Source organism: Hyphomonas pacifica (assembly GCF_000682675.1).
GTDB classification, from domain to species: Bacteria; Pseudomonadota; Alphaproteobacteria; order Caulobacterales; family Hyphomonadaceae; genus Hyphomonas; species Hyphomonas pacifica.
Genome location: NZ_AWFA01000002.1, coordinates 12,134 through 31,217, shown reverse-complemented (window position 1 = coordinate 31,217; position 19,084 = coordinate 12,134). Strand labels below are relative to the sequence as shown.

Annotated in this window: 17 protein-coding genes, 1 tRNA gene and 1 riboswitch; of the genes, 8 read left to right on the top strand and 10 right to left on the bottom strand. The window is 60.3% G+C overall.

All coding sequences use genetic code 11. The features are described from left to right. The first annotated feature begins 36 nt into the window (after positions 1 to 36). Complete coding sequence (locus tag HY2_RS01190) at positions 37 to 1,416, top strand: acyltransferase family protein (RefSeq protein ID WP_034823891.1); 1,380 nt, start codon at positions 37 to 39, stop codon at positions 1,414 to 1,416. Positions 1,417 to 1,419: 3 nt separating this feature from the next. Here the strand turns inward: HY2_RS01190 and gcvPB are convergent, their stop codons facing one another. The 9 genes from gcvPB to HY2_RS01145 form a co-directional block, all read right to left on the bottom strand. After that, positions 1,420 to 2,994, bottom strand: a complete 1,575-nt coding sequence (gene gcvPB / locus HY2_RS01185; protein WP_034823890.1) for an aminomethyl-transferring glycine dehydrogenase subunit GcvPB — start codon at positions 2,992 to 2,994, stop codon at positions 1,420 to 1,422. Beyond that, entirely contained in the window at positions 2,994 to 4,337 is a 1,344-nt protein-coding gene (gene gcvPA / locus HY2_RS01180) for an aminomethyl-transferring glycine dehydrogenase subunit GcvPA (RefSeq protein WP_034823889.1), read from the bottom strand. Before gcvPA ends, gcvPB begins: the two co-directional genes overlap by 1 nt. A 30-nt stretch (positions 4,338 to 4,367) precedes the next feature. Continuing rightward, on the bottom strand, positions 4,368 to 4,757 hold the full coding sequence (gcvH, locus tag HY2_RS01175) for a glycine cleavage system protein GcvH (protein WP_034823888.1): 390 nt from the start codon (positions 4,755 to 4,757) through the stop codon (positions 4,368 to 4,370). An 11-nt stretch (positions 4,758 to 4,768) separates the two neighbouring features. After that, entirely contained in the window at positions 4,769 to 5,926 is a 1,158-nt protein-coding gene (gene gcvT, locus HY2_RS01170; protein WP_034823887.1) for a glycine cleavage system aminomethyltransferase GcvT, read from the bottom strand. A 145-nt stretch (positions 5,927 to 6,071) separates the two neighbouring features. Further along, a riboswitch (glycine riboswitch) is annotated at positions 6,072 to 6,163 on the bottom strand. A gap of 95 nt (positions 6,164 to 6,258) precedes the next feature. Further along, positions 6,259 to 7,311, bottom strand: a complete 1,053-nt coding sequence (locus tag HY2_RS01165; RefSeq protein ID WP_034823886.1) for an endonuclease/exonuclease/phosphatase family protein — start codon at positions 7,309 to 7,311, stop codon at positions 6,259 to 6,261. Then, the gene (locus HY2_RS01160; protein WP_034823885.1) at positions 7,308 to 8,321 is read right to left on the bottom strand and encodes a hypothetical protein; all 1,014 of its coding nucleotides are present in this window, start codon (positions 8,319 to 8,321) and stop codon (positions 7,308 to 7,310) included. Before HY2_RS01160 ends, HY2_RS01165 begins: the two co-directional genes overlap by 4 nt. 99 nt (positions 8,322 to 8,420) lie before the next feature. Next, on the bottom strand, positions 8,421 to 9,551 hold the full coding sequence (locus tag HY2_RS01155) for a DUF697 domain-containing protein (protein ID WP_034823884.1): 1,131 nt from the start codon (positions 9,549 to 9,551) through the stop codon (positions 8,421 to 8,423). 94 nt (positions 9,552 to 9,645) lie between these two features. Beyond that, the gene (gene argS, locus HY2_RS01150) at positions 9,646 to 11,454 is read right to left on the bottom strand and encodes an arginine--tRNA ligase (RefSeq protein WP_034823883.1); all 1,809 of its coding nucleotides are present in this window, start codon (positions 11,452 to 11,454) and stop codon (positions 9,646 to 9,648) included. Positions 11,455 to 11,456: 2 nt separating this feature from the next. Beyond that, a complete protein-coding gene (locus tag HY2_RS01145) occupies positions 11,457 to 12,014 on the bottom strand; it encodes a hypothetical protein (protein ID WP_233346069.1) in 558 nt (185 codons plus the stop codon). Positions 12,015 to 12,126: 112 nt separating this feature from the next. Here HY2_RS01145 and ispH point away from each other — a divergent pair, with 112 nt between their 5' ends. The 7 genes from ispH (at position 12,127) to HY2_RS01110 (ending at position 18,073) form a co-directional block, all read left to right on the top strand. Beyond that, positions 12,127 to 13,086: a 4-hydroxy-3-methylbut-2-enyl diphosphate reductase gene (gene ispH / locus HY2_RS01140; RefSeq protein ID WP_112061176.1), complete on the top strand. Its 960-nt coding sequence runs from the start codon at positions 12,127 to 12,129 to the stop codon at positions 13,084 to 13,086. A gap of 66 nt (positions 13,087 to 13,152) precedes the next feature. Then, complete coding sequence (gene trhO / locus HY2_RS01135; RefSeq protein WP_034823880.1) at positions 13,153 to 14,136, top strand: oxygen-dependent tRNA uridine(34) hydroxylase TrhO; 984 nt, start codon at positions 13,153 to 13,155, stop codon at positions 14,134 to 14,136. Continuing rightward, a complete protein-coding gene (locus tag HY2_RS01130; RefSeq protein WP_034823879.1) occupies positions 14,129 to 14,530 on the top strand; it encodes a GFA family protein in 402 nt (133 codons plus the stop codon). The genes trhO and HY2_RS01130 overlap by 8 nt, the downstream gene beginning before the upstream one ends. Then, positions 14,527 to 15,195: a glutathione S-transferase gene (locus HY2_RS01125; protein ID WP_034823877.1), complete on the top strand. Its 669-nt coding sequence runs from the start codon at positions 14,527 to 14,529 to the stop codon at positions 15,193 to 15,195. The genes HY2_RS01130 and HY2_RS01125 overlap by 4 nt, the downstream gene beginning before the upstream one ends. A 67-nt stretch (positions 15,196 to 15,262) precedes the next feature. Then, a tRNA-Pro gene (locus HY2_RS01120) sits at positions 15,263 to 15,339 on the top strand. Between the two features lie 332 nt (positions 15,340 to 15,671). Next, the gene (locus HY2_RS01115; RefSeq protein WP_034823875.1) at positions 15,672 to 17,048 is read left to right on the top strand and encodes an MATE family efflux transporter; all 1,377 of its coding nucleotides are present in this window, start codon (positions 15,672 to 15,674) and stop codon (positions 17,046 to 17,048) included. A gap of 77 nt (positions 17,049 to 17,125) precedes the next feature. Further along, entirely contained in the window at positions 17,126 to 18,073 is a 948-nt protein-coding gene (locus HY2_RS01110; protein WP_034823874.1) for a zinc-dependent alcohol dehydrogenase family protein, read from the top strand. Between the two features lie 3 nt (positions 18,074 to 18,076). Here the strand turns inward: HY2_RS01110 and HY2_RS01105 are convergent, their stop codons facing one another. After that, positions 18,077 to 19,030, bottom strand: coding sequence for a homoserine O-succinyltransferase (locus tag HY2_RS01105; protein WP_034823873.1), 954 nt, complete (start codon positions 19,028 to 19,030; stop codon positions 18,077 to 18,079). Positions 19,031 to 19,084: the final 54 nt, after the last annotated feature.

The following is a 19,084-nucleotide window of genomic DNA, read 5'->3' as shown; positions in this document are numbered from 1 at the left end:
ACTCCCAAGTGGAGACCTAGTTGCGTGAGGCCCCTGATGAAGCTGCAGTCTGTCCAGGTATTGAGAGGTTTGGCTGCCCTCATCGTGGTGCTCTATCATATCCGGTCTCTTGAGAGTCTGGGGATTGAAGCCAACGGCCTGACCGAGCACGGTATTGTCAGTGGCATTTTCTCAAATGGCTATGCAGGCGTGGATCTGTTCTTCGTTATCTCCGGCTTCATCATGGTCTACGTCACCAATGACCTGAAGACCGGCGTGAAGAGTTCTACTGACTTCCTGTTCGCTCGAATCACCCGCATCTATCCGGTCTGGTGGCTTTTTGCCGGCATGATGACTGTATACATGGTGTGGATGCATGGCTTATCCGGCCATGGCCAAGGCTGGCAGGCCATCTCGCGCAGTGAACCGCTGATCCCGTACCTGCTGAAATCCTTTGCCCTTCTGCCACAAGGCGAGCACCCGATTCTAGGCGTTGGCTGGACCCTCGTGCATGAGGTCTACTTCTACTTCGTTTTTGCCATTCTGCTTCTGCTTCCGCGGCGATGGCTGCCGGCCCTGCTGCTGATCTGGGGCGGCTGGGTTATCGCAGGGTCTCTTATGGGCCTGTCCGGCCCGCTAGCCGTCGATCTGCCTGCCCTGTTCTTTTATCCGATGACAATGGAGTTTATCCTGGGCGCTGCCGTTGGCCTGATTGTCATGTCCGGCCTGCATTGGCGAGCAGGGGCGGTGACACTTCTGGCCACGCTGTGGCTGATGGCGGCGCTCTGCTACCAGGGTCTGGAAACAGCTCATACGTTGCAATGGGGCCGGGTGATGTGGTTCGGTCTACCAAGCGCTGCTCTGATCTACGGACTTGCGATGCTGGACCTGCAACAGCGTCTCGCCTGGCTTGTACCCGCAGCCACAGGCACTCTCGCCTGCACGGTGATCTACCAGCTCTACGGCCTGGATGACAAAAGCGCCGACGCCATCCGCTTGAGTGCCACCATATTGGCGATCAGTGTCGGCGCGATCACCATGATGGTGACGATCTGGCTTGGATGGCTGGCGGGGCAGTCAATGCCTGAACGGATGCTTGCGCTGAAAGGGCCGCTGAACAAGGTACTCGCCGCCTGTGTACGACTCGGCGACTGGTCATTCTCACTCTATCTGTGCCACATGCTCGTCTTGAGCCTGCTTCGGCGCATCTTCGACCATCTGGGCAGGATTGACGCGCTGGCACCTGTGTTCCGTCTCGGGGTCCCCGGCCCACTGGACAATATCGCCTTTGTCGTAATCGGCGTCAGCCTCAGCATTGTTGCCTCGGCCCTGGCCTACAGATTCTATGAGAAGCCCTGCCTCATCATTTTCGGTCGGCTTCGCAAGAAGATGTTTGGCCGTGACAAGCGCGAACTCGCTGAACCTGCCACGGCCTGATATCTATTCCGCGGCAACGCTGTCCGCGTTCGCTTCCACCCATTTGAGAATGGGTTTCCGGGCGGCTTTGGTCTCATCCAGACGCCGCATCGGGGCAAGGTATGGCGCGCCCTTCAGCGTGTCATCGCCCTGGGCCGCACGGCGGGCAATGGACTCCAGCGAGTCGCAGAAGCGATCCAGCTCGGCCTTCGACTCCGATTCCGTCGGCTCGATCAGCATCGCGCCGTGCACCACCAGCGGGAAATACATCGTCATCGGGTGATAGCCCTCATCGATCAGCGATTTTGCGATGTCGATGGTCTCAATGCCCTCTGCCGTGAAGGCGTCAGAGAACAGGGCCTCGTGCATACAATAGCCATCAAAAGCCGGCGTCATGACAGATTTTAGACGCGCCTGAATGTAGTTGGCATTCAGCACGGCATCCTCGGAGGCCTGCTTCAGCCCGTCTGCGCCATGACTTAGAATATATGTCAGCGCACGCACGAACATGCCCATCTGGCCATGGAAGGCCACCATACGGCCAAAGCTTTCGCTGGCATCGCCTTCTACATCCTCGACCAGACGGAACACGCCGTCCTCATCCTTCACCACGAATGGCACTGGTGCATAGGGCGCCAGCGCTTCGGACAGCACGGTCGGCCCAGAGCCAGGGCCGCCACCGCCATGCGGGGTCGAGAAAGTCTTGTGCAGATTGATGTGCATCGCATCAACGCCAAGATCGCCCGGACGCACCCGGCCGACAATGGCGTTGAAGTTTGCGCCGTCACAATAGAAATAGCCGCCCGCCTCATGGATCAGGTCGGCAATCTCGCGAATGTCGCTTTCGAACAGGCCGCACGTATTGGGATTGGTCAGCATGATGCCGGCAATGTCGTCAGCATTATGCAGCTTCTCGCGCAACTGATCCATGTTCACGCGGCCACGCTCATTGGCCTTGATCTCGTCAACCACAAAGCCGCACTGCACTGCCGTCGCCGGGTTTGTTCCGTGGGCGGAGGCCGGCACCAGAACGCGCTTGCGGGTTTCCCCCTCACCGCGCGCGATCAGGGCCTGACGGATAGCCATCATGCCGCAGAACTCGCCATGCGCGCCGGCCTTAGGGCTCATCGCCACAGCCGGCATACCGGTCAGCGTCTTCAGCCAGGTGGCCAGTTCGTCGATCAGCTCCAGTGCGCCCTGCACGGTGGCTTGCGGTTGCAGCGGGTGAATGTCGGCAAAACCCGGCAGGCGGGCCAGCTTTTCGTTCAGGCGCGGATTGTGCTTCATCGTGCAGCTGCCCAGCGGGAACAGGCCAAGATCGATGGCATAGTTCTTCTGGGACAGGCGCATATAGTGGCGCACCGCCTGCGGCTCGGACAAGCCCGGCAGGCCGGTGCCTTTCTTGCGCGCAACACCGCCGAGGCGGCCGGTACGGTTCTTCGGCTTGGGTAGGTCCACGCCGGTCGTCTCAGGGGTGCCGACCTCGAAGATCAGGCCCTCATGCTGCAGAAGCCCGCGGGAACCGGAGACCGTCTCGACATTCCGGTCAGACGGAACATGATCAGGAGACGTAGGGCGGCCGTGATTGTTCATGGTCATCAGATAATCTCCTTCAGCGCTGCGGCATAGGCAGCGATGTCTTCAGGCGTTGTGCATTCGGTGGCGGCGCAGAGGATCATGTCGCCCATATGACCCTCCGGGAACAGACGGCTGGCGCGAACCCCGCCGACCACGCCGGCTTCGTCCAGCATGGCAAGCACGGCTTCGGCATCCATCGGCGTGCGGAAGGCAAACTCGTTGAAGAAGCGCGGCGTCAGGATCTCGACCCCGTCAATCTCGTCCAGCGCGTCAGCCAGGTCGCAGGCCGCTTCATGGTTCAGAAGGGCCATCTGCTCCAGGCCCTTGCCGCCCAGCAGTGTCATGTGCGCCGTAAAGGCCAGTGCGCAGAGGCCGGAATTCGTACAGATATTGGAGGTCGCCTTGTCGCGCCGGATATGCTGCTCACGCGTCGACAGCGTCAGCACAAAACCGCGCTTGCCGTCGGCATCTTCTGTCTCACCGCACAGGCGGCCCGGCATCTGGCGAACCAGTTTCTGCGTGCAGGCAAACAGGCCCACATAGGGCCCGCCAAAGCTCAGGCCATTGCCAATAGACTGGCCTTCACCAACAGCGATGTCTGCGCCCATTTCGCCCGGAGGCGTCACCAGGCCCAGCGACACCGCTTCGGTGAACACAGATACCAACAGCGCGCCTTTTTCGTGCGCGGCGTCGGCAGATTTGGAGAGATCCGTCACCGTTCCGAAAACGTTCGGACTCTGACCAATCACACAGGCCGTTGCATCATCGACAGCCTCAGCCAGCGCGTTTTCATCGTCGATCGCTACCGGCAGCTGAACCACTTCAAAGCCCTGTGCCTCGCACACCATTTTGGTGGCGGCGGCATAGTGCGGGTGCAGGCCACCGGACAGGATCACCTTCTTGCGGCGCGTCACGCGGGTCGCCATGATGGCGGCCTCGGCGCAGGCGGTGGAGCCGTCATACATGGAGGCGTTGGCCACATCCATCGCCGTCATGGCCGCAACCTGCGTCTGAAATTCGAACAGGGTCTGCAAGGTGCCCTGTGCGATTTCCGGCTGGTATGGCGTATAGGTCGTCAGGAATTCCGACCGCTGAATGATCATGTCCACCGTGGCCGGCACATGGTGCTGGTAAGCGCCAGCGCCAACAAAGAACGGACCTGAAGAGGCAGACCGGTTCTTCGCGGCCAACTTCGACAGGTGACGCTCGACGGCCAGCTCCCCCTGATGGTTCGGCAAGCCTTCGATGGTGCCTTTCAGGCGGGCGGCCTCCGGTACATCAGCGTAGAACTCATCAACGGATTTGGCGCCGATGACATCCAGCATCTCGGCACGGTCTTCCGGACTTAGGGGGAGGTATCTCATACTCGTAACTCCGTCAGAGTGACAGGGACCTTACAGGCCTTCGCAGAATGCCTTGTAGGCTTCTTCATCCATCAGGCTGGCGATCTCAGCGCCATCCTTGATTTCCAGGACACAGAACCAGCCTTTTTCGCGCGGGGACTCGTTCACCGTCTCCGGCTTGTCTGCCAGCACAGCGTTCACTTCGACCACCTTGCCGGCAATCGGTGCGTACACGTCAGATGCAGCCTTCACGCTTTCAACGACGGCCATGTCGTCGCCGGTCGCAAACTCAGCGCCGACGTCGGGCAGTTCGACGAACACGATGTCGCCCAGCTGGTTCTCTGCGTAATGCGTGATGCCGACTGTAGCGAGATCGTTATGAACGGTCACCCATTCATGTTCCTTGGTGTAGAAAGTGGTAGGCTGAGTATAGCGGGTCATTAGGGACGCTCCTATCGCTTGTAATTATGTGGAACAAATGGAAGCGAAACCACTTCCGCCAGGCGGGCCTTGCCCCGCACCATAAGATCAATCTTCGTGCCGGGCCCTGCCAGATCGCTGCGCACATAGCCCATCGCCACCGGGTGATCGACGCTGGGACCAAAGCCGCCTGAGGTGACGATGCCAACCGGCTGCCCATCCACTTGGATCATTGTGCCTTCACGGGCCGGGGCGCGCTCCAACGGGCGAATGCCCACACGCTTCTCGGCTGTGCCTTCAGTTCGAGCCTTCAGGATACGCTCCGCTCCCGGAAAGTCTGCACGCTCACGGCGCACCTTCTGGATCACCCAGGCAAGGTCTGCTTCCACCGGGTCGCGGGTCGGGTCCATGTCATGACCATAAAGGCACAGCCCGGCTTCAAGGCGCAGGGAGTCCCGCGCGCCAAGGCCAATCGGCTTCACGCGCTCATCCGTCAGCATTTCATTGACCAGCGGCAGGCCGGCCTCAGGCTTGACCAGCACTTCAAAGCCGTCTTCGCCCGTATAGCCACAGCGGGACACGATGCAGCTCGTGCCATTCAGTTCGAACGGCATGTGATGCATGAATTTCAATTCCTCGCAGCCGGGGAAGAAATCGCTCATCACGTCGACGGCTTTCGGCCCCTGCAGGGCGAACAGAATGCGGTCATCGGCGCGCGTCAGCACAGCCTTGCCCTGAAAGCTCCGTTCAAAGAGCGCCCAGTCAGCATCCTTCACCGCGCCGTTGACGACAATGTAGAGAGAGCCTTGAGCCGCCTCGCCAATCGGGCGGGTGATAATCAGATCGTCCAGAATGCCGCCATCCTCGTTCAGCAGAACGGTCAGGCGGGCCTGGCCTTCCTTCAGACCGGCAATGTCTGACGGCACCAGAGTCTCGACCAACGCCGCGATCTTCGCATGCGCCTCGTCTCCGCCGCCAATCCCGTCTTCAAGGGACAGGAAGCATGGGCCCATGTGAGAGACATCAAACAGACCGGCTTGCTCGCGGGTCCACAGATGTTCGTCCTTCACGCCCATCGAATATTGCACAGGCATCTCATAGCCTGCGAACGGCACCAGTTTCGCGCCATGTTCCACATGCACATCATATAGCGGTGTGCGCTTCAGGTTCTCTGTCGTCGGGTCAGACATGACGCCCTTTCATAGGTGACGGAGCAGCCCCATGGCTGCACTTCGTCGCCCCCGCTGTCTTGGGCGCCTGAGAGATTCCGCCCGGCATGCGGGCTTGCTCCTTCGGCGAGACGGCACTTGTCGCCCGTCTCTTTCCAGCGTGTTTCCTTCTCTCCCGGCCCTTTTGCCTGAGCGTTTCCGGGGCGGTTGCGCCTTCGGCGGCGGGACTTGATACCCGCTCTCTCCCGGGAGGAAGCTTATTCTGCGCTTCGGTTAGCGCGGATTCCTGACATCAGCAAGCGCGTCTTCGCCAAATATCTGTCGTAAAATGCCGTCTGCCAGCCCGATGGGCATTATTGAGCGCTACCGGGCGCTGCGGCCCCATCGCGGTAACGCAATTTCAGGATCACAGGCTGATGGTCTGTATACTCAAAACCGAGGTCCAGTCCCTCAGCCGAGACGATCTCGACATTCGGCGACACGACCAGCCCGTCGATATTGGTCGTGTAGTTCACGCCGGGCGTATAGGGCTGCTCATTGGTGCGTACGCTCGGTACACTCGTATCGACCGCGACCTGCCAGCCTTCATCCAGTTCGTCGCGCGGGAAGTCATGGATCCAGAACTGCGCGGAATCGTCTGCGGTATAGGCATAATCTGTCGGCGCAAGGCGCATGTTCCAGTCGCCGCCCACAGCCACCGCCTTGCCAGCTGCGTAATATGACTGCGCCAGGTTCAGCACAGCGGTCAGTTGCTCCATCCGTGTGTTTGCGCCTTCATCGAAGGCAGACAAATGCACATTGATCAGCGCCCAGTCCTGCCCATCCGCCGTCAGCTCCGTCACCTGCACATGATAGCGGCGGCGGACAAGGCCCATCATCGCTTCCGGTTCTTCCGGAATACGTTCGATATGGGTGCCGTCATTCTCGACACTCAGAAACGTGCCCAGGCCGTGCTTCAGCGATAGCGGCCCCGGAAACAGGCGCGTGCGAATGTCTGAGGAGAAGAACATTGAATAATCCGGCAGCGCCTGCTTCACGCCGCCCAGTACATTCACGCCGCGCGTGAGAAAGCCCGGCCCGGCCAGTTCCTGCATCAGCACGACATCAGGCTGCCGCTCGCGCAGCACGCCCTGGATACCTTCAAGATTCTTGCGGACGATCGCCTTGCTCGGCGGGCGGAGCATGGAGCCGCCATCGGCCTTGAAATCCGATTCCTTGCCGAGGCCAGAATAGCCGATATTCCACGTCATGATGGTCAGCGGCTCGCTCGCTGGCTTCAGCGCGATCGCAGGGCTGGCCTGCTGAACGGGAATGGATTTGTCGGTCAAGGTCACACACCCCGCTAGCGCCAGATAGACGATGGCTAAGCCAATCGCGATGGTCGGTATATAGAGTTTCCGCATCATGCCTCCGCCGGCTCATGAGCATGCGCCGGGCTTTCCTCCTGCTCGGGACGATTGAACTGTTCCACAATCCACTGTGTCACACCGAGGACGGCGGCGACACCGCCCCATTCATTGCTAATCCGCGTCACAAAGCCCAGCAGGGCCTTCTGATCTATCATCTCGACATAAATATCGGAATACCGCTCCAGCGCGTCAGGATTGGCCTTCACGATGAAGCCACGAAACTCCGTCAGCGCTTCCAGATAGTCATTTATGAAGGAGGAATAATATCCAATATAGGTCCACGCGCCGACCACCAGAACGGCAATCACGCCAATGATGGTCGTCACCATAGTCAGCAGCACGGCATTGTTGATGAATAGGCTGCGCAGCGGGGTCAGGCGGATCGCCAGATTAATCGCGAAGATACCCGCCATGAACACAAAGACCGGAGACATGCTGTCCTCGGCTTTCGACAACAGCAATTGCGTGTCCAGATAGGACAGCTCCAGCCCGCGCTGAAGCGTGTCCGTGTCTGCTTCGCCGGACATTGGCAGCTGCGCGATGGCCGCTTTCGACAGTTCAGAAAAATTACTCGCATCGGCCAGCGCCTGCGTCACGACCAGCGCGATCAGGGCGAGACCGCCCGCAAAGAAGACTGTGCTGAACACGCCGTAGATCGAATAGGTGAAGCCGAGGCGCCCACGCTCTCCGGTCTCGGCAGCCATCGCTGTGCGGATACCATGCACATATACGACCAGCGCCACGAGGATCACCGCGCCGAGCGAGACCATGGGTCTCGCCATGACCAGTTCGTCCACCGTTGTGCTCGGGCTCGACTGGTCGATCAGGTAGACCAGCATGGCGCCAAACGTCACCAGCGCGATCTCGCCATACATGCCGCTGCACCGGCGCAGTGTATGGCCCACCCGGAACCGCAGCGAATGCCGCTTCACCCAGATCGGCCCGGCGATGACATATCCAATGGCTACGGTAATCACCGCGATTGCCCAGCCTACAAACAGGATCATGCTGCGCCCCTCCTCTACAGGTCCACCAAGCCCGTCTGACTTTGTGCCAAGGAAACCGGCTTCACGCAATCATGGGACGAACAGGGGCCCCGCGCCGCGTCAGGCGTTCGAAGGCTTGCGCCCGAACCAGCTCTGCACCAGCGACCAGGCATTACGAGAGCCTGACATGGTCCTCTCCGCTGCCCAAGCCGCGCGGGAGGTCAGCCCCCCACATGCCTTGAGCAGATCGGTCGCGACCGAGCCGGATTCGCGCTTCACCCGCTCCAGCGCCTCGGCAGAGATTGACCGCGCCTGACGCGCCGACCAGCCCTTGAAGGCGCGGCAGCGGCGCTTGGCCAGATAGCCGAGCTTTAGCGTTAGCATGGCGTTCACCGCGCCATCCATCACCGGCCCGGCGATCAGCCCGCCCATACGCCCCAGCAATCCGCCGATCACATCGCCGGTCATATCGGTCACGTCTTCCAACGCGCGGCTGATCACGACAATCGCCATCACATCGCGCAGGATCAGCAGCGTGCCACCCAGATGCGGCCGCCCGAAATAGATCTGGGAAATCTTTGCCACCAGATTCACATTGCGCCATAGCACGATGAAGGCATCGACCGTGCCATTCATCGAGAACGCCGTGGCGACGCCTACGCCGACCGCTTCGGAATGGATCAGCTTTTCGACCCGCGCGTCCAGCTTGCGCAGGTGCGCCTCGATATGGGCCTGCTGGAAGGCCTCCAGCGCCTTGGCCAGCTCCGCCGCCTCGCTCAGCTGCGCCTTGCCCATGCGCGCCAGCAGGGCCCGGCCCTCGCTCAGGCCATCCTGCATGGCCAGCAATTCCTCCTTCAGTAGCGGATTGCGCTTCAGCATGTTCAGATATTTGAGATCATATTTCAGCCGGTCCGACAGGATCAGAATGTCCGGATCTTCAATATCGAACAGCGTATGCGGCGGCTTGGCCGCAACTGGCATCGACAGGAAAGACGCGACCGGCCGCCCCACAAGTAAGATCAGCAGCGCCGCCAGCAGCAGGATGAAGCCATAGCCCAGGAAAGGGTGCACTTCATCAAACATCCGGTAGAACAGAAAGCCCTGTCCGATCACCGTCAGGAAGGCCAGCGTTAGCAGGGCAAAGCCGGACCATTTGATCACGCGCCAGGCCTTCGCCCATTGCGAGGCAAACTCCCAGTCCGGCGTGGGGCGCGCGGCTGCGTCTGGAATTTTGGTTACCTGCGTGGCCATGTCTGAACTCCTCCATGGGCTGTTTCAGATAACAGCTTAGAGGGATCGGGCAGGATCGAACATCCCGCCGCTGACAGGCCGTAGCGAGACGGCGCTACATGCGTTCCGGAATCTTGATGCCCAGAATGCCAAGACCCGCTTCCAGTTGGTTCAGCACGGCAGCAGACAAAGACAGGCGGCTTGCGCGCAGGGCGGGGTCTGTTTCAGACGCAATCGGCACAGCGGCATAGAGCGCGCTGAAGGCCTGCGCCAGATTGTAGACATGCTCGCACAGAATATGCGGCATCCGCTTCTCGCGGGCCTGCATCAGGGCCAGCGCGAAGCCGTCCAGCTGCAGCACCAGCGCGCGTTCGGCGTCATGACCGATCAAGATCTCGCCCTGCTCCAGCCCCTCTTCCTGCGCCCGACGCAGCAGGGATTTCACCCGCACCGCCGCGTAGAGCAGGTAGGGCCCGGTCTTGCCTTCAAAACTGGTGAAGCGATCAAGATCGAACACGTAGTTACCGGTCCGCGTATTCTGCAAGTCAGAGAAACGAAGCGCCGCCAGCGCGACTTTCTTCGCGACATCAAGGCGCTCATCCTCCGGCATGTCTTCCGGCAGTTTGCCCGCCTCGGCGATCTTCTTCTGTGCCTCTTCCAGCGCCATCGCGTTCAGATCGGCCAGCCGCAGCATGCCGCCTTCGCGGGTCTTGAAGGGCTTGCCGTCAGGGCCATTCACCGTGCCGAAACCGATATGTTCGAGATGGCCTTCGTCGATCAGGCCCAGCCGCTCAGCAGCGCGGAACACCTGCGTAAAGTGCAGCGCCTGACGCTGGTCGACAACATACAGCATCAGTTCCGGCGTCGGCTTCAGATTTTCCATCCGGTCTTCGATCGTTGCGAGGTCCGTCGTGTGATAGCCCGTCCCGCCGCGGCTGTTTACCAGCATGATCGGCGGCATCGGATTCTTCAGATTGACCTTGCCGTCCTTCTCGACCGGCACGTTCTCGCCCTCGCGGGCCACATCGACAATCCAGGCACCATCATCCTCGCGCGCCAGGTCCGCCGCCTTGAACTTCTCGATCAGGCCAGGGATCAGATGGTCGACATCGCTTTCGCCCTTCCACAGGTCGAAATGCACGTTCAGGAATTCATAATCGACTTTCAGCGCGGCGACCGAAACGTCGATGAAATGCTTCAGCAGCGCGCGATAGCCGGGGCGCCCCGCCTGCAGCTCCGCGACGGCCTTCTGGCTGCGCTCCAGCCGTGCCGGGTCTTCCTTCGCCTTGGCGCTGGCGGCCGGATACATCCGGGCCAGGTCTTCAATCGTCACCGGTGGATCTTCAGGATACGGGCCCTCATAGCTCGCATCGAAATAGATTAGGTCCGGTTGCTCATCATGCAGCTCCGTCACCAGATGGCCCATCTGCAGGCCCCAGTCACCCAGATGCGTATCGCCGGTGACATGATCACCCAGAAAGCGCAACAGGCGCACCAGCGTATCGCCGATCACGGCAGAGCGCAGATGGCCGACATGCATGGGCTTAGCCACGTTCGGGCCACCAAAATCGATCACCGTGACTTTCGGGTCCGTCGCAGGCTCGCCGCCCGCCAGTTCACTGGTCAGAACATTGGTCGCGCGTTCGGCCAGCGCCTCGTCAGAGATGCGGATATTGATGAAGCCAGGCCCCGCCACTTCTGCAGACAGCACGAACGGGTAGGCCTTCAGCGTCGAGGCCACTTCGCTGGCCACTTCGCGCGGATTCTTGCCGGCAGATTTCGCCGCGCCCATCGCGCCATTGCATTGGAAATCCGCAAATTCAGGCTTGTCGGACCGGCGCACCTCGCCCCACCGCGCCTCAAAGCCCAACGCTTCAAAGGCGGCACTCGCGGCCGCCGTCAGGTCTTTCGTCAGGCTGGCCATGATTACTGTCCGGCATCCAGGCGGAAGCGATTGCCCGCGCGGTTGAACTCCAGCTGCTCCGGCGTCAGGTCATATCCGACGATGACTTCGAAGTTCGATCCGGAGATTGATTCGTCAACGCGCGGGATCTTTATCTTGTTGACCACCTCGGTCTTGCCATCCAGCTTGCCGCCATTGAAATCCGCGCTGACGCTGAAATATTTCTTCGCCAGCACTTTGCCATTCCTGCGGGTCACAGCGACATAATACGGATAGACATGGTCGTCAGAGGTCGCCGCCGGGCCCTTGCCGAAAGCGAAATCCACCTCAATCTCAGCTTCCAGCGGGTTATCGCCCACATAGCGGCAATACAGGCGCGCGCCGATGATTTCCCCAGTATATTCAATGTTCGTGTAGAGTTTTCCTTCGCCATCAAACTCCACATAGCGCGCTGAATCATACAGTGCCGCGACAGGGGGGCACGGACCTGCATTCTGGCGTGTATCAAGGCTTTCAGCGATTCTGCTGGCACAACCTGTCGTAAGAATGGCCGCGGCGAGAAGTGGGGCATATTTGATCATGCGTCGGCGAGTCCTTCTTGGCCTTGTGCAATGGCGTGTCCATGTGTTGGTGGAGATGTGTTAAAGGCCCAATCGCCTCGGCGCAACGCCTGCAGGCAGGAGACTGGATGAAATGACCGACCGCCGCCCCCTTACCATACGCCTGGCCGCCCCGCGGGGATTCTGCGCCGGGGTCGACCGCGCGATCCAGATTGTCGAGGAAGCGCTCGGCAAATGGGGCGCGCCCGTCTATGTTCGTCACGAGATTGTCCACAATGCCCATGTCGTCTCCCGCCTGGAGGAAATGGGCGCCGTCTTCGTGGAAGAGCTGGATGAATGCCCGGAAGACCGCCCGGTCATCTTCTCCGCTCATGGCGTGCCGAAATCCGTGCCGGCCGAGGCCCAGCGCCGCAATATGATCTTTGTCGATGCTACCTGTCCACTGGTTTCCAAGGTGCATGTCGAGGCAGAGCGCCACCACCGTGAAGGCCGCGAGATCGTCCTGATCGGCCATGCCGGCCACCCGGAAGTTATCGGAACGATGGGCCAGCTGCCAAATGACACGATAACCCTGATCGAAACCGTGGAAGACGTCGAAAGCTTTGAGCCGAGGGACCCTAGCAATGTTGCCTTCGTCACCCAGACCACCCTGTCTGTGGATGATACGGCAGACATCGTCGCCGCGCTTCAGGCCCGCTTCCCCGGCATTGCCAGCCCCCACAAGGAAGACATCTGCTACGCCACGACAAACCGCCAGGACGCGGTCAAGGTGATCGGCCAGGGCGCAGACCTCGTTCTGGTGATCGGCGCGGAGACCAGCTCCAATTCCAAGCGCCTGGTTGAAGTGGCCCTGCGCGCCGGGGCCAGCCGCTCCGAACTGATCGCCAGCGCCGAGAATATCAACTGGGACTGGTTTGAGGGGGTGGACCTGCTCGGCCTCACCGCCGGGGCCAGCGCGCCGGAAGATCTTGTTCAGGGCGTGATCAATGCCTGCCGGGAGCGTTTCGACGTCACGCTCGACAGCGTCGAAACCGCCCGCGAGACTGTCACCTTCAAGCTGCCGCGTATCCTGTCAGAGCCTGAAAAGGCCTGAGCTCACCACAGGGGCCTCTGTACCGTATCATTCAAATTCGCCCCGTAATCTGCCATAAGTACCGCCATGACCTACACGATTGCCGCCTTCTACAAATTCTTTTCCTTTCCGGACTTTGAGTCCCATCGCGCCCGACTGGCGGACACGCTGGACGCGGCTGGCGTAAAGGGCACGGTCCTGATCGCGGCCGAGGGCGTCAACGGCACGATTGCCGGCCCTGCCGAGGGCATTGAGACCGCGCTTGCCACGCTGCGTGCCCTGCCCGGCGCCGAGACACTTGAAGCGAAATTTTCTCAGTCGGACGAGATGCCTTTCCTGCGCCTGAAAGTGCGCCTTAAGAAAGAGATCGTCACCATGGGCATCCCGGGCACAGATCCGAATGCCCTGGTTGGCACCTATCTGGACCCGGACGCCTGGAACGAGTTGATCTCAGATCCTGACACCGTGCTGATCGACACGCGCAATGATTACGAATACGCCATCGGCACGTTCGAAGGCGCGATCGACCCCCGCACCAAGACCTTCCGCGAATTCCCGGACTGGTTCCGCGACTTCCGAAGCAAACTGGAATCCGAAGGCCGCACGCCGAAGATCGCCATGTTCTGCACCGGCGGCATCCGGTGTGAGAAGGCGACCAGCTTTGTGAAAGCCGAAGGCATTGATGATGTCTACCATCTCAATGGCGGCATCCTGAAATACCTCGAAACCGTGCCGGAAGAGAAAAGCCTGTGGCGCGGGGAGTGCTTCGTCTTTGATGAGCGCGTCTCCGTAAAGCATGATCTCACCCCCGGCAGCTATGACATGTGCCATGCCTGCAAGCGCCCGATCACCGAGGAAGACAAGCAGGCCGCGGCCTATGTGCCGGGCGTCTCCTGCCCGCACTGCGTGGACGAGATGACGGACGAACAGCGCGCCCGTTTTGCCGAGCGCCAAAAACAGATCGACCTTGCCCGCAAGCGCGGCCAGCAACATATGGGACCAGAGGCGGAGGCCCGCCGAAGCGAGGACACCGGCAAAACCGAAGAAGAGGCCAGAACCGAGAATGCTTGAAGGCAGCTGCCTCTGCGGCGTCGTCCGCTATGAAGTGGACACCGAAGCCGGCCCGATTGTTCATTGTCATTGCCAGACCTGCCGGAAGGCACATGGAGCGGCATTTTCCTCAGTCATGCCTGTGCCGCGGAGCGCATTCCACTGGACCGCAGGCAAGGAAGCGCTGAACCGCTTTGAATCAAGCGCAGGCAAGTTCCGGAACTTCTGTAGCAAATGCGGCTCGCAAATCATGGCGGAGCGGATGGACCAGCCCGTCGTGCTGTTGCGGCTTGGCTGTCTCGATACCGAAATCGAGGGCAATGCGCTAGGCCATATCTGGCGGTCAGATTGCGCCAGTTGGTACGATCCGAAACAGCAGCTTCCGGAATTTCCGGAAGGCTTCCCCACAAAATGACGCCAGACTCCGCCGCCCCGCATACTCTCTACAGTTTCCGCCGCTGCCCCTATGCCATGCGCGCCCGGATGGGCCTGTCCATGGCCGGAATTCCCGTCCGCGTCCGCGAAATTGTGCTGAAAGACAAGCCCGCTGAGATGCTTGAGGCGAGCCCGAAAGGCACTGTGCCGGTTCTTGTCACCCTGTCTGGCACCGTCGTCGATGAGAGCCTGGACGTCATGCGCTGGGCCCTCGCACAAAATGACCCCGAAGGCTGGACAGCCGCAGACCCGCAGACGACCGCAGAGCTGATCGCCCGCAATGACGGCCGCTTCAAGCAGGCGCTGGACCGCTACAAATACCCAAACCGCTATGCGGCCGAGAGCCTCGTGCCGGGCGCCGCACGCGCGGAAGGGCTGGAAGTGCTCGCCGACCTCGACTCGCGTATCGCCGCGAATGGCGGACAGCTCGTCCGCAAGACGCGCAGCCTGGCCGATATCGCCATCTTCCCCTTCGTGCGCCAGTTCGCCCATACCGATATGGACTGGTTCAATGACCAGCCCCTGCCCTATGTCCAGGCCTGGCTGGAGGGCCACAAGCAGAGCCATCTCTTCAAGGGTATCATGACAAAATACGAACCCTGGAGCCCCGGCGCGGACGAGCCACTGCTTCCTGTTGTCGGCTAAACCACCGAAACTCAGATTGCCCCCTTGCAAATTCCGCACGCAGGCGTAAACACCCCGTTCTTCGGCACGGAGTGTAGCTCAGCCTGGTAGAGCACTGTCTTCGGGAGGCAGGGGCCGGAGGTTCGAATCCTCTCACTCCGACCATTTCATCACGGTCCGGCTTTTGCCGGACTTTTGATGCAGTGAAGCCACCTTCAGACAAGATCAAAAGCACAACATCCCTTGGTCAAATGCCAAATGCCACGCGCTGACGCCAAGCCTGAGGCCCAACCTCACCATGCCCTGATGCCTAATTGACACGGCCACCACTCCGGCCTATTGGCCTGCGCAAGGTTCTGAACACCTGCCGCCTGCAGACATGTGTCCCGGTGAAGTTCAGTCACAAGATGATCTCCCCTCCCTCACCCTCGAAGTATTTCGGCGGTGGGCAATGCAGGCCCCCATCATGATCGGAATGCGCTCTTGAGGAGTGAGTGATGTCTCTGCAACCATCACCCAATAATACATTTCTGCGCCAGCCGGTGTTGCGCGTCTTCATGGCAAACGCCTTGCCCATGATGCTGATCATGCTGATGAACGGCCTGCTCAATATCATTGATGCTGCCTTTCTTGGGCGGTTCGTTGGCGCGGACGCGATGACGGCCATTGGCCTCGCTTTCCCGGTCATCATGGTTCTGATTGCCATGTCGACACTTGTCAGTGGCGGCATGTCCAGCCTCCTCGCACGCCAGCTCGGCGCGGGGGAGACTGACGCGGCAGGTGCCACGTTCGCGCGCGCCCACGGCCTGGCCCTTACCCTTTCAGCCATCACGATACTGATCTTTGTCTGCCTTGGGCCCGGTCTGATGAAACAGCTTGCGGCCCAAAACGAGCGCGTCGCACAGATGGCGCTTGTCTATCTTGGCATCACGGTCGCCGGCACACCGCTTCAGTTTGCCCTCGGCCTGCACGCAGACACCTGGCGTAATGAAGGCCGCGCCGGACTGGTGGCCCTGCTATCGGTGGGCGTGACTTTCGCGAACATTGTCTTGAACTATGTCTTGATCAGACAGCTGAACATGGGCGTTGCAGGCTCCGCCTGGGGCACAGTATTGGCCCAGGGCGCGGGGCTCGGCCTGCTCCTGTTCCTCCGCGCACGCGGGATGGGTACGCTTCCCATCTCCAGCCTGCTCACCAAAAGCTGGAGAGGAGGCTGGGCGAACATCCTTACCCTCGGCGCACCGCTGAGTCTCAGCTTCATCGGCATGGCGCTTGTTTCCTTCTGCGTGATCCTCGCCTTGCGGCTGACCGCGACTGAGGCCTACGCCGATACGATTGCCGCCTATGGCATCGTGACGCGCGTTATGGGGTTTGCCTTCCTGCCCAACATGGCTTTTGCCTTGGCCTTGCAAAGTGTCGCCGGAAACAATTGGGGCGCTAGCGAGATAAGTCGAGCACGGAGCGCGTTGAAAGCCGCCATGCTGACCGGCTTTACCTATTGCGTTGGCATGGAATTGCTCTTCCAGTTTGCTGGACATTCCATAGCAGGGCTGTTCATTCAGGATGAATCTGTCATAGCCCAGGTCGCGAGCATTCTCCGCTACATGGCCGCGATCTATTTCCTGACCGGCCCCATTCTGGTGCTCGCCCTCTATTGCCAGGCAATTGGTCGCCCCGAAAAGGCCGCCCTGCTCACCCTGACAAAATCCTTCCTGCTGCTGCCTGCCCTGATCGCGGCCCTGGCAGCTGGCGCAGGCGCGCAGGCCATCTGGCATGCCTTCCCGATCTCGGACATGCTGATCGTCTGCCTGGCCATCCCGATTTTACTGTCCCTGTTTCGGGCCACACCCAAGACGGAGGGCCAGACCCTCTAAAACGACGCGCCAGGCGAAACTGACCGCTTAGGAAGGACCGGCTTGGTTTCCCCTCGGCAGGCAGCTACACCCGGCGCATGGAACATCGCGCCCTCTGGTATCGAAATTTTGGCCCGCCGCAAGACTGCTTGTCTCTGGAGAGCGCGCCGCTTGGCTCGCGTCCGGAGGGGACGCTGCGCATTGAAATGCGGCTGGCGCCGGTTAACCCATCGGACCTTATCCCGATTACCGGCGCCTATCGCCACCGCGTGCAGCCGCCCCAAGTCGCAGGCTATGAAGGCGTTGGTCATGTGACCGATGCGCCAGCAGCATATCAGCATCTGATCGGCCGGCGCGTCCTGTCCCTGCGCGGGAATGGCACATGGCAAACACATATCGATGCCGCCCCCGCCCTTGCGATTCCGGTGCCGGATGACATCCCGGATGTGCTGGCCGCGCGCGCCTACATTAATCCGCTTGCGGCACATTTGATGTTGAAGACATGGCCCGTCAAAGACCGTCACGTCCTGCTGACCGGGGCCGGCTCCACCTGCGCCAGCCTGCTGGCCCAATGGGCCTGGCGAGACGGCGCGCGGAGTGTCACCGGCGTCTACCGCTCCGATAGTCGCAAGGCAGAACTGGAAGCCATGGGCGTTGAACCTGTTTCGCTTGTCGATACCAGCCGCGTCAGGACAGTCGCCGAGAAAGCTGATCTCACCTTAGACGCGCTTGGCGGTGAGACTGGCTCCATCATCCTGAATGCCATGCCTGCAGGCGGCGCCTTTGTCAGCTACGGCCTTCTCTCTGGCAAGCCGGTCATGGCAGAGGCCCATGCACGCGAGACGCACACCCGATTCCACATGCGCGAGAGTCTGGGGCTGATCGCGCCGCAAATCTGGCAAACCCTGTTTCAGAATTTGTGGCCCATGCTTCGTGAAGCAAAAATGCCGGATACGGATATATACACCTTGGAAGACTGGCAATCCGCGCTTGCCGCCTATGCCAGACCGGGTAGCCGCAAGCCCCTGCTAGACCTGCAAGCATGAAGGCTAGCGCGGCAGCCGCACCTTGCTGTCGCCCGCTTGCTCTGTACCGATATCTTCCAGATTGTACGGCGTCGTCTGGTACATCTGATTGATCCAGTTTCCGAACAGCAGGAAGGCATGAGACCGCCAGCGATTTTTCGGCGTGCGCGTCGGATCATCCTCCGGGAAGTAATTCGCCGGCACGGCAATCTCCTTGCCCGCCGCGACATCGCGACGATACTCCGCCTCAAGAGAGGTGGAATCATATTCGATATGATTGAAGATATAGAGCCGGTTGCCTTGATTTTCCTGCAACAGGCAAAGCCCCGTCTCGTCGCTCTCCATCAGAACATCCAGCGAGCCATCGCTCGGCAGATCCTCCCGGCGAACTTCTGTCCAGCGGGATACGGAGATGGAAAAATCATCAGAGAATCCCGTAAGGAAAGGCGATTCCGGTTTGCGATTATGGTGCCGGTAAACACCGAAAGCCTTATGCTCCAGAAGGTGCTTTGGCACATTATGGAAATAGCTCACCGCCGCCATCGCGCCCCAGCAGATGAAAAAGCTGGAATGCACATGCGTCTTCGTCCACTCAAAGATATCCGTCAGCTCATTCCAATAGGAAACCTCCTCATAGGGAAGTTTTTCAATCGGCGCACCAGTGATGATGAAGCCGTCAAACTTGCGATGCTTCACCTCTTCCCAGGTATGGTAGAAAGAGATCAGATGCTCCTCAGACGTATTGCGCGCTACGTGACTGCCTATACGTACCAGAGTCAGCTCCACCTGCAGGGGTGTCGCGCCGACAAGGCGGGCGATCTGCGTTTCCGTCTCGATCTTGTTCGGCATCAGATTCAGCAAGCCGATCTGCATGGGCCGGATATCCTGACGCGTCGCGATGGATTCATCCAGCACCTGCACACCCTCCCGCACCAGCGCGTCACGGGCGGGCAAACCGTCAGGAATTCGAATGGGCATAAGCGATACTCCACGAACATTTCAGGCCGACATGCAGATTGCCAACAGGGTGTT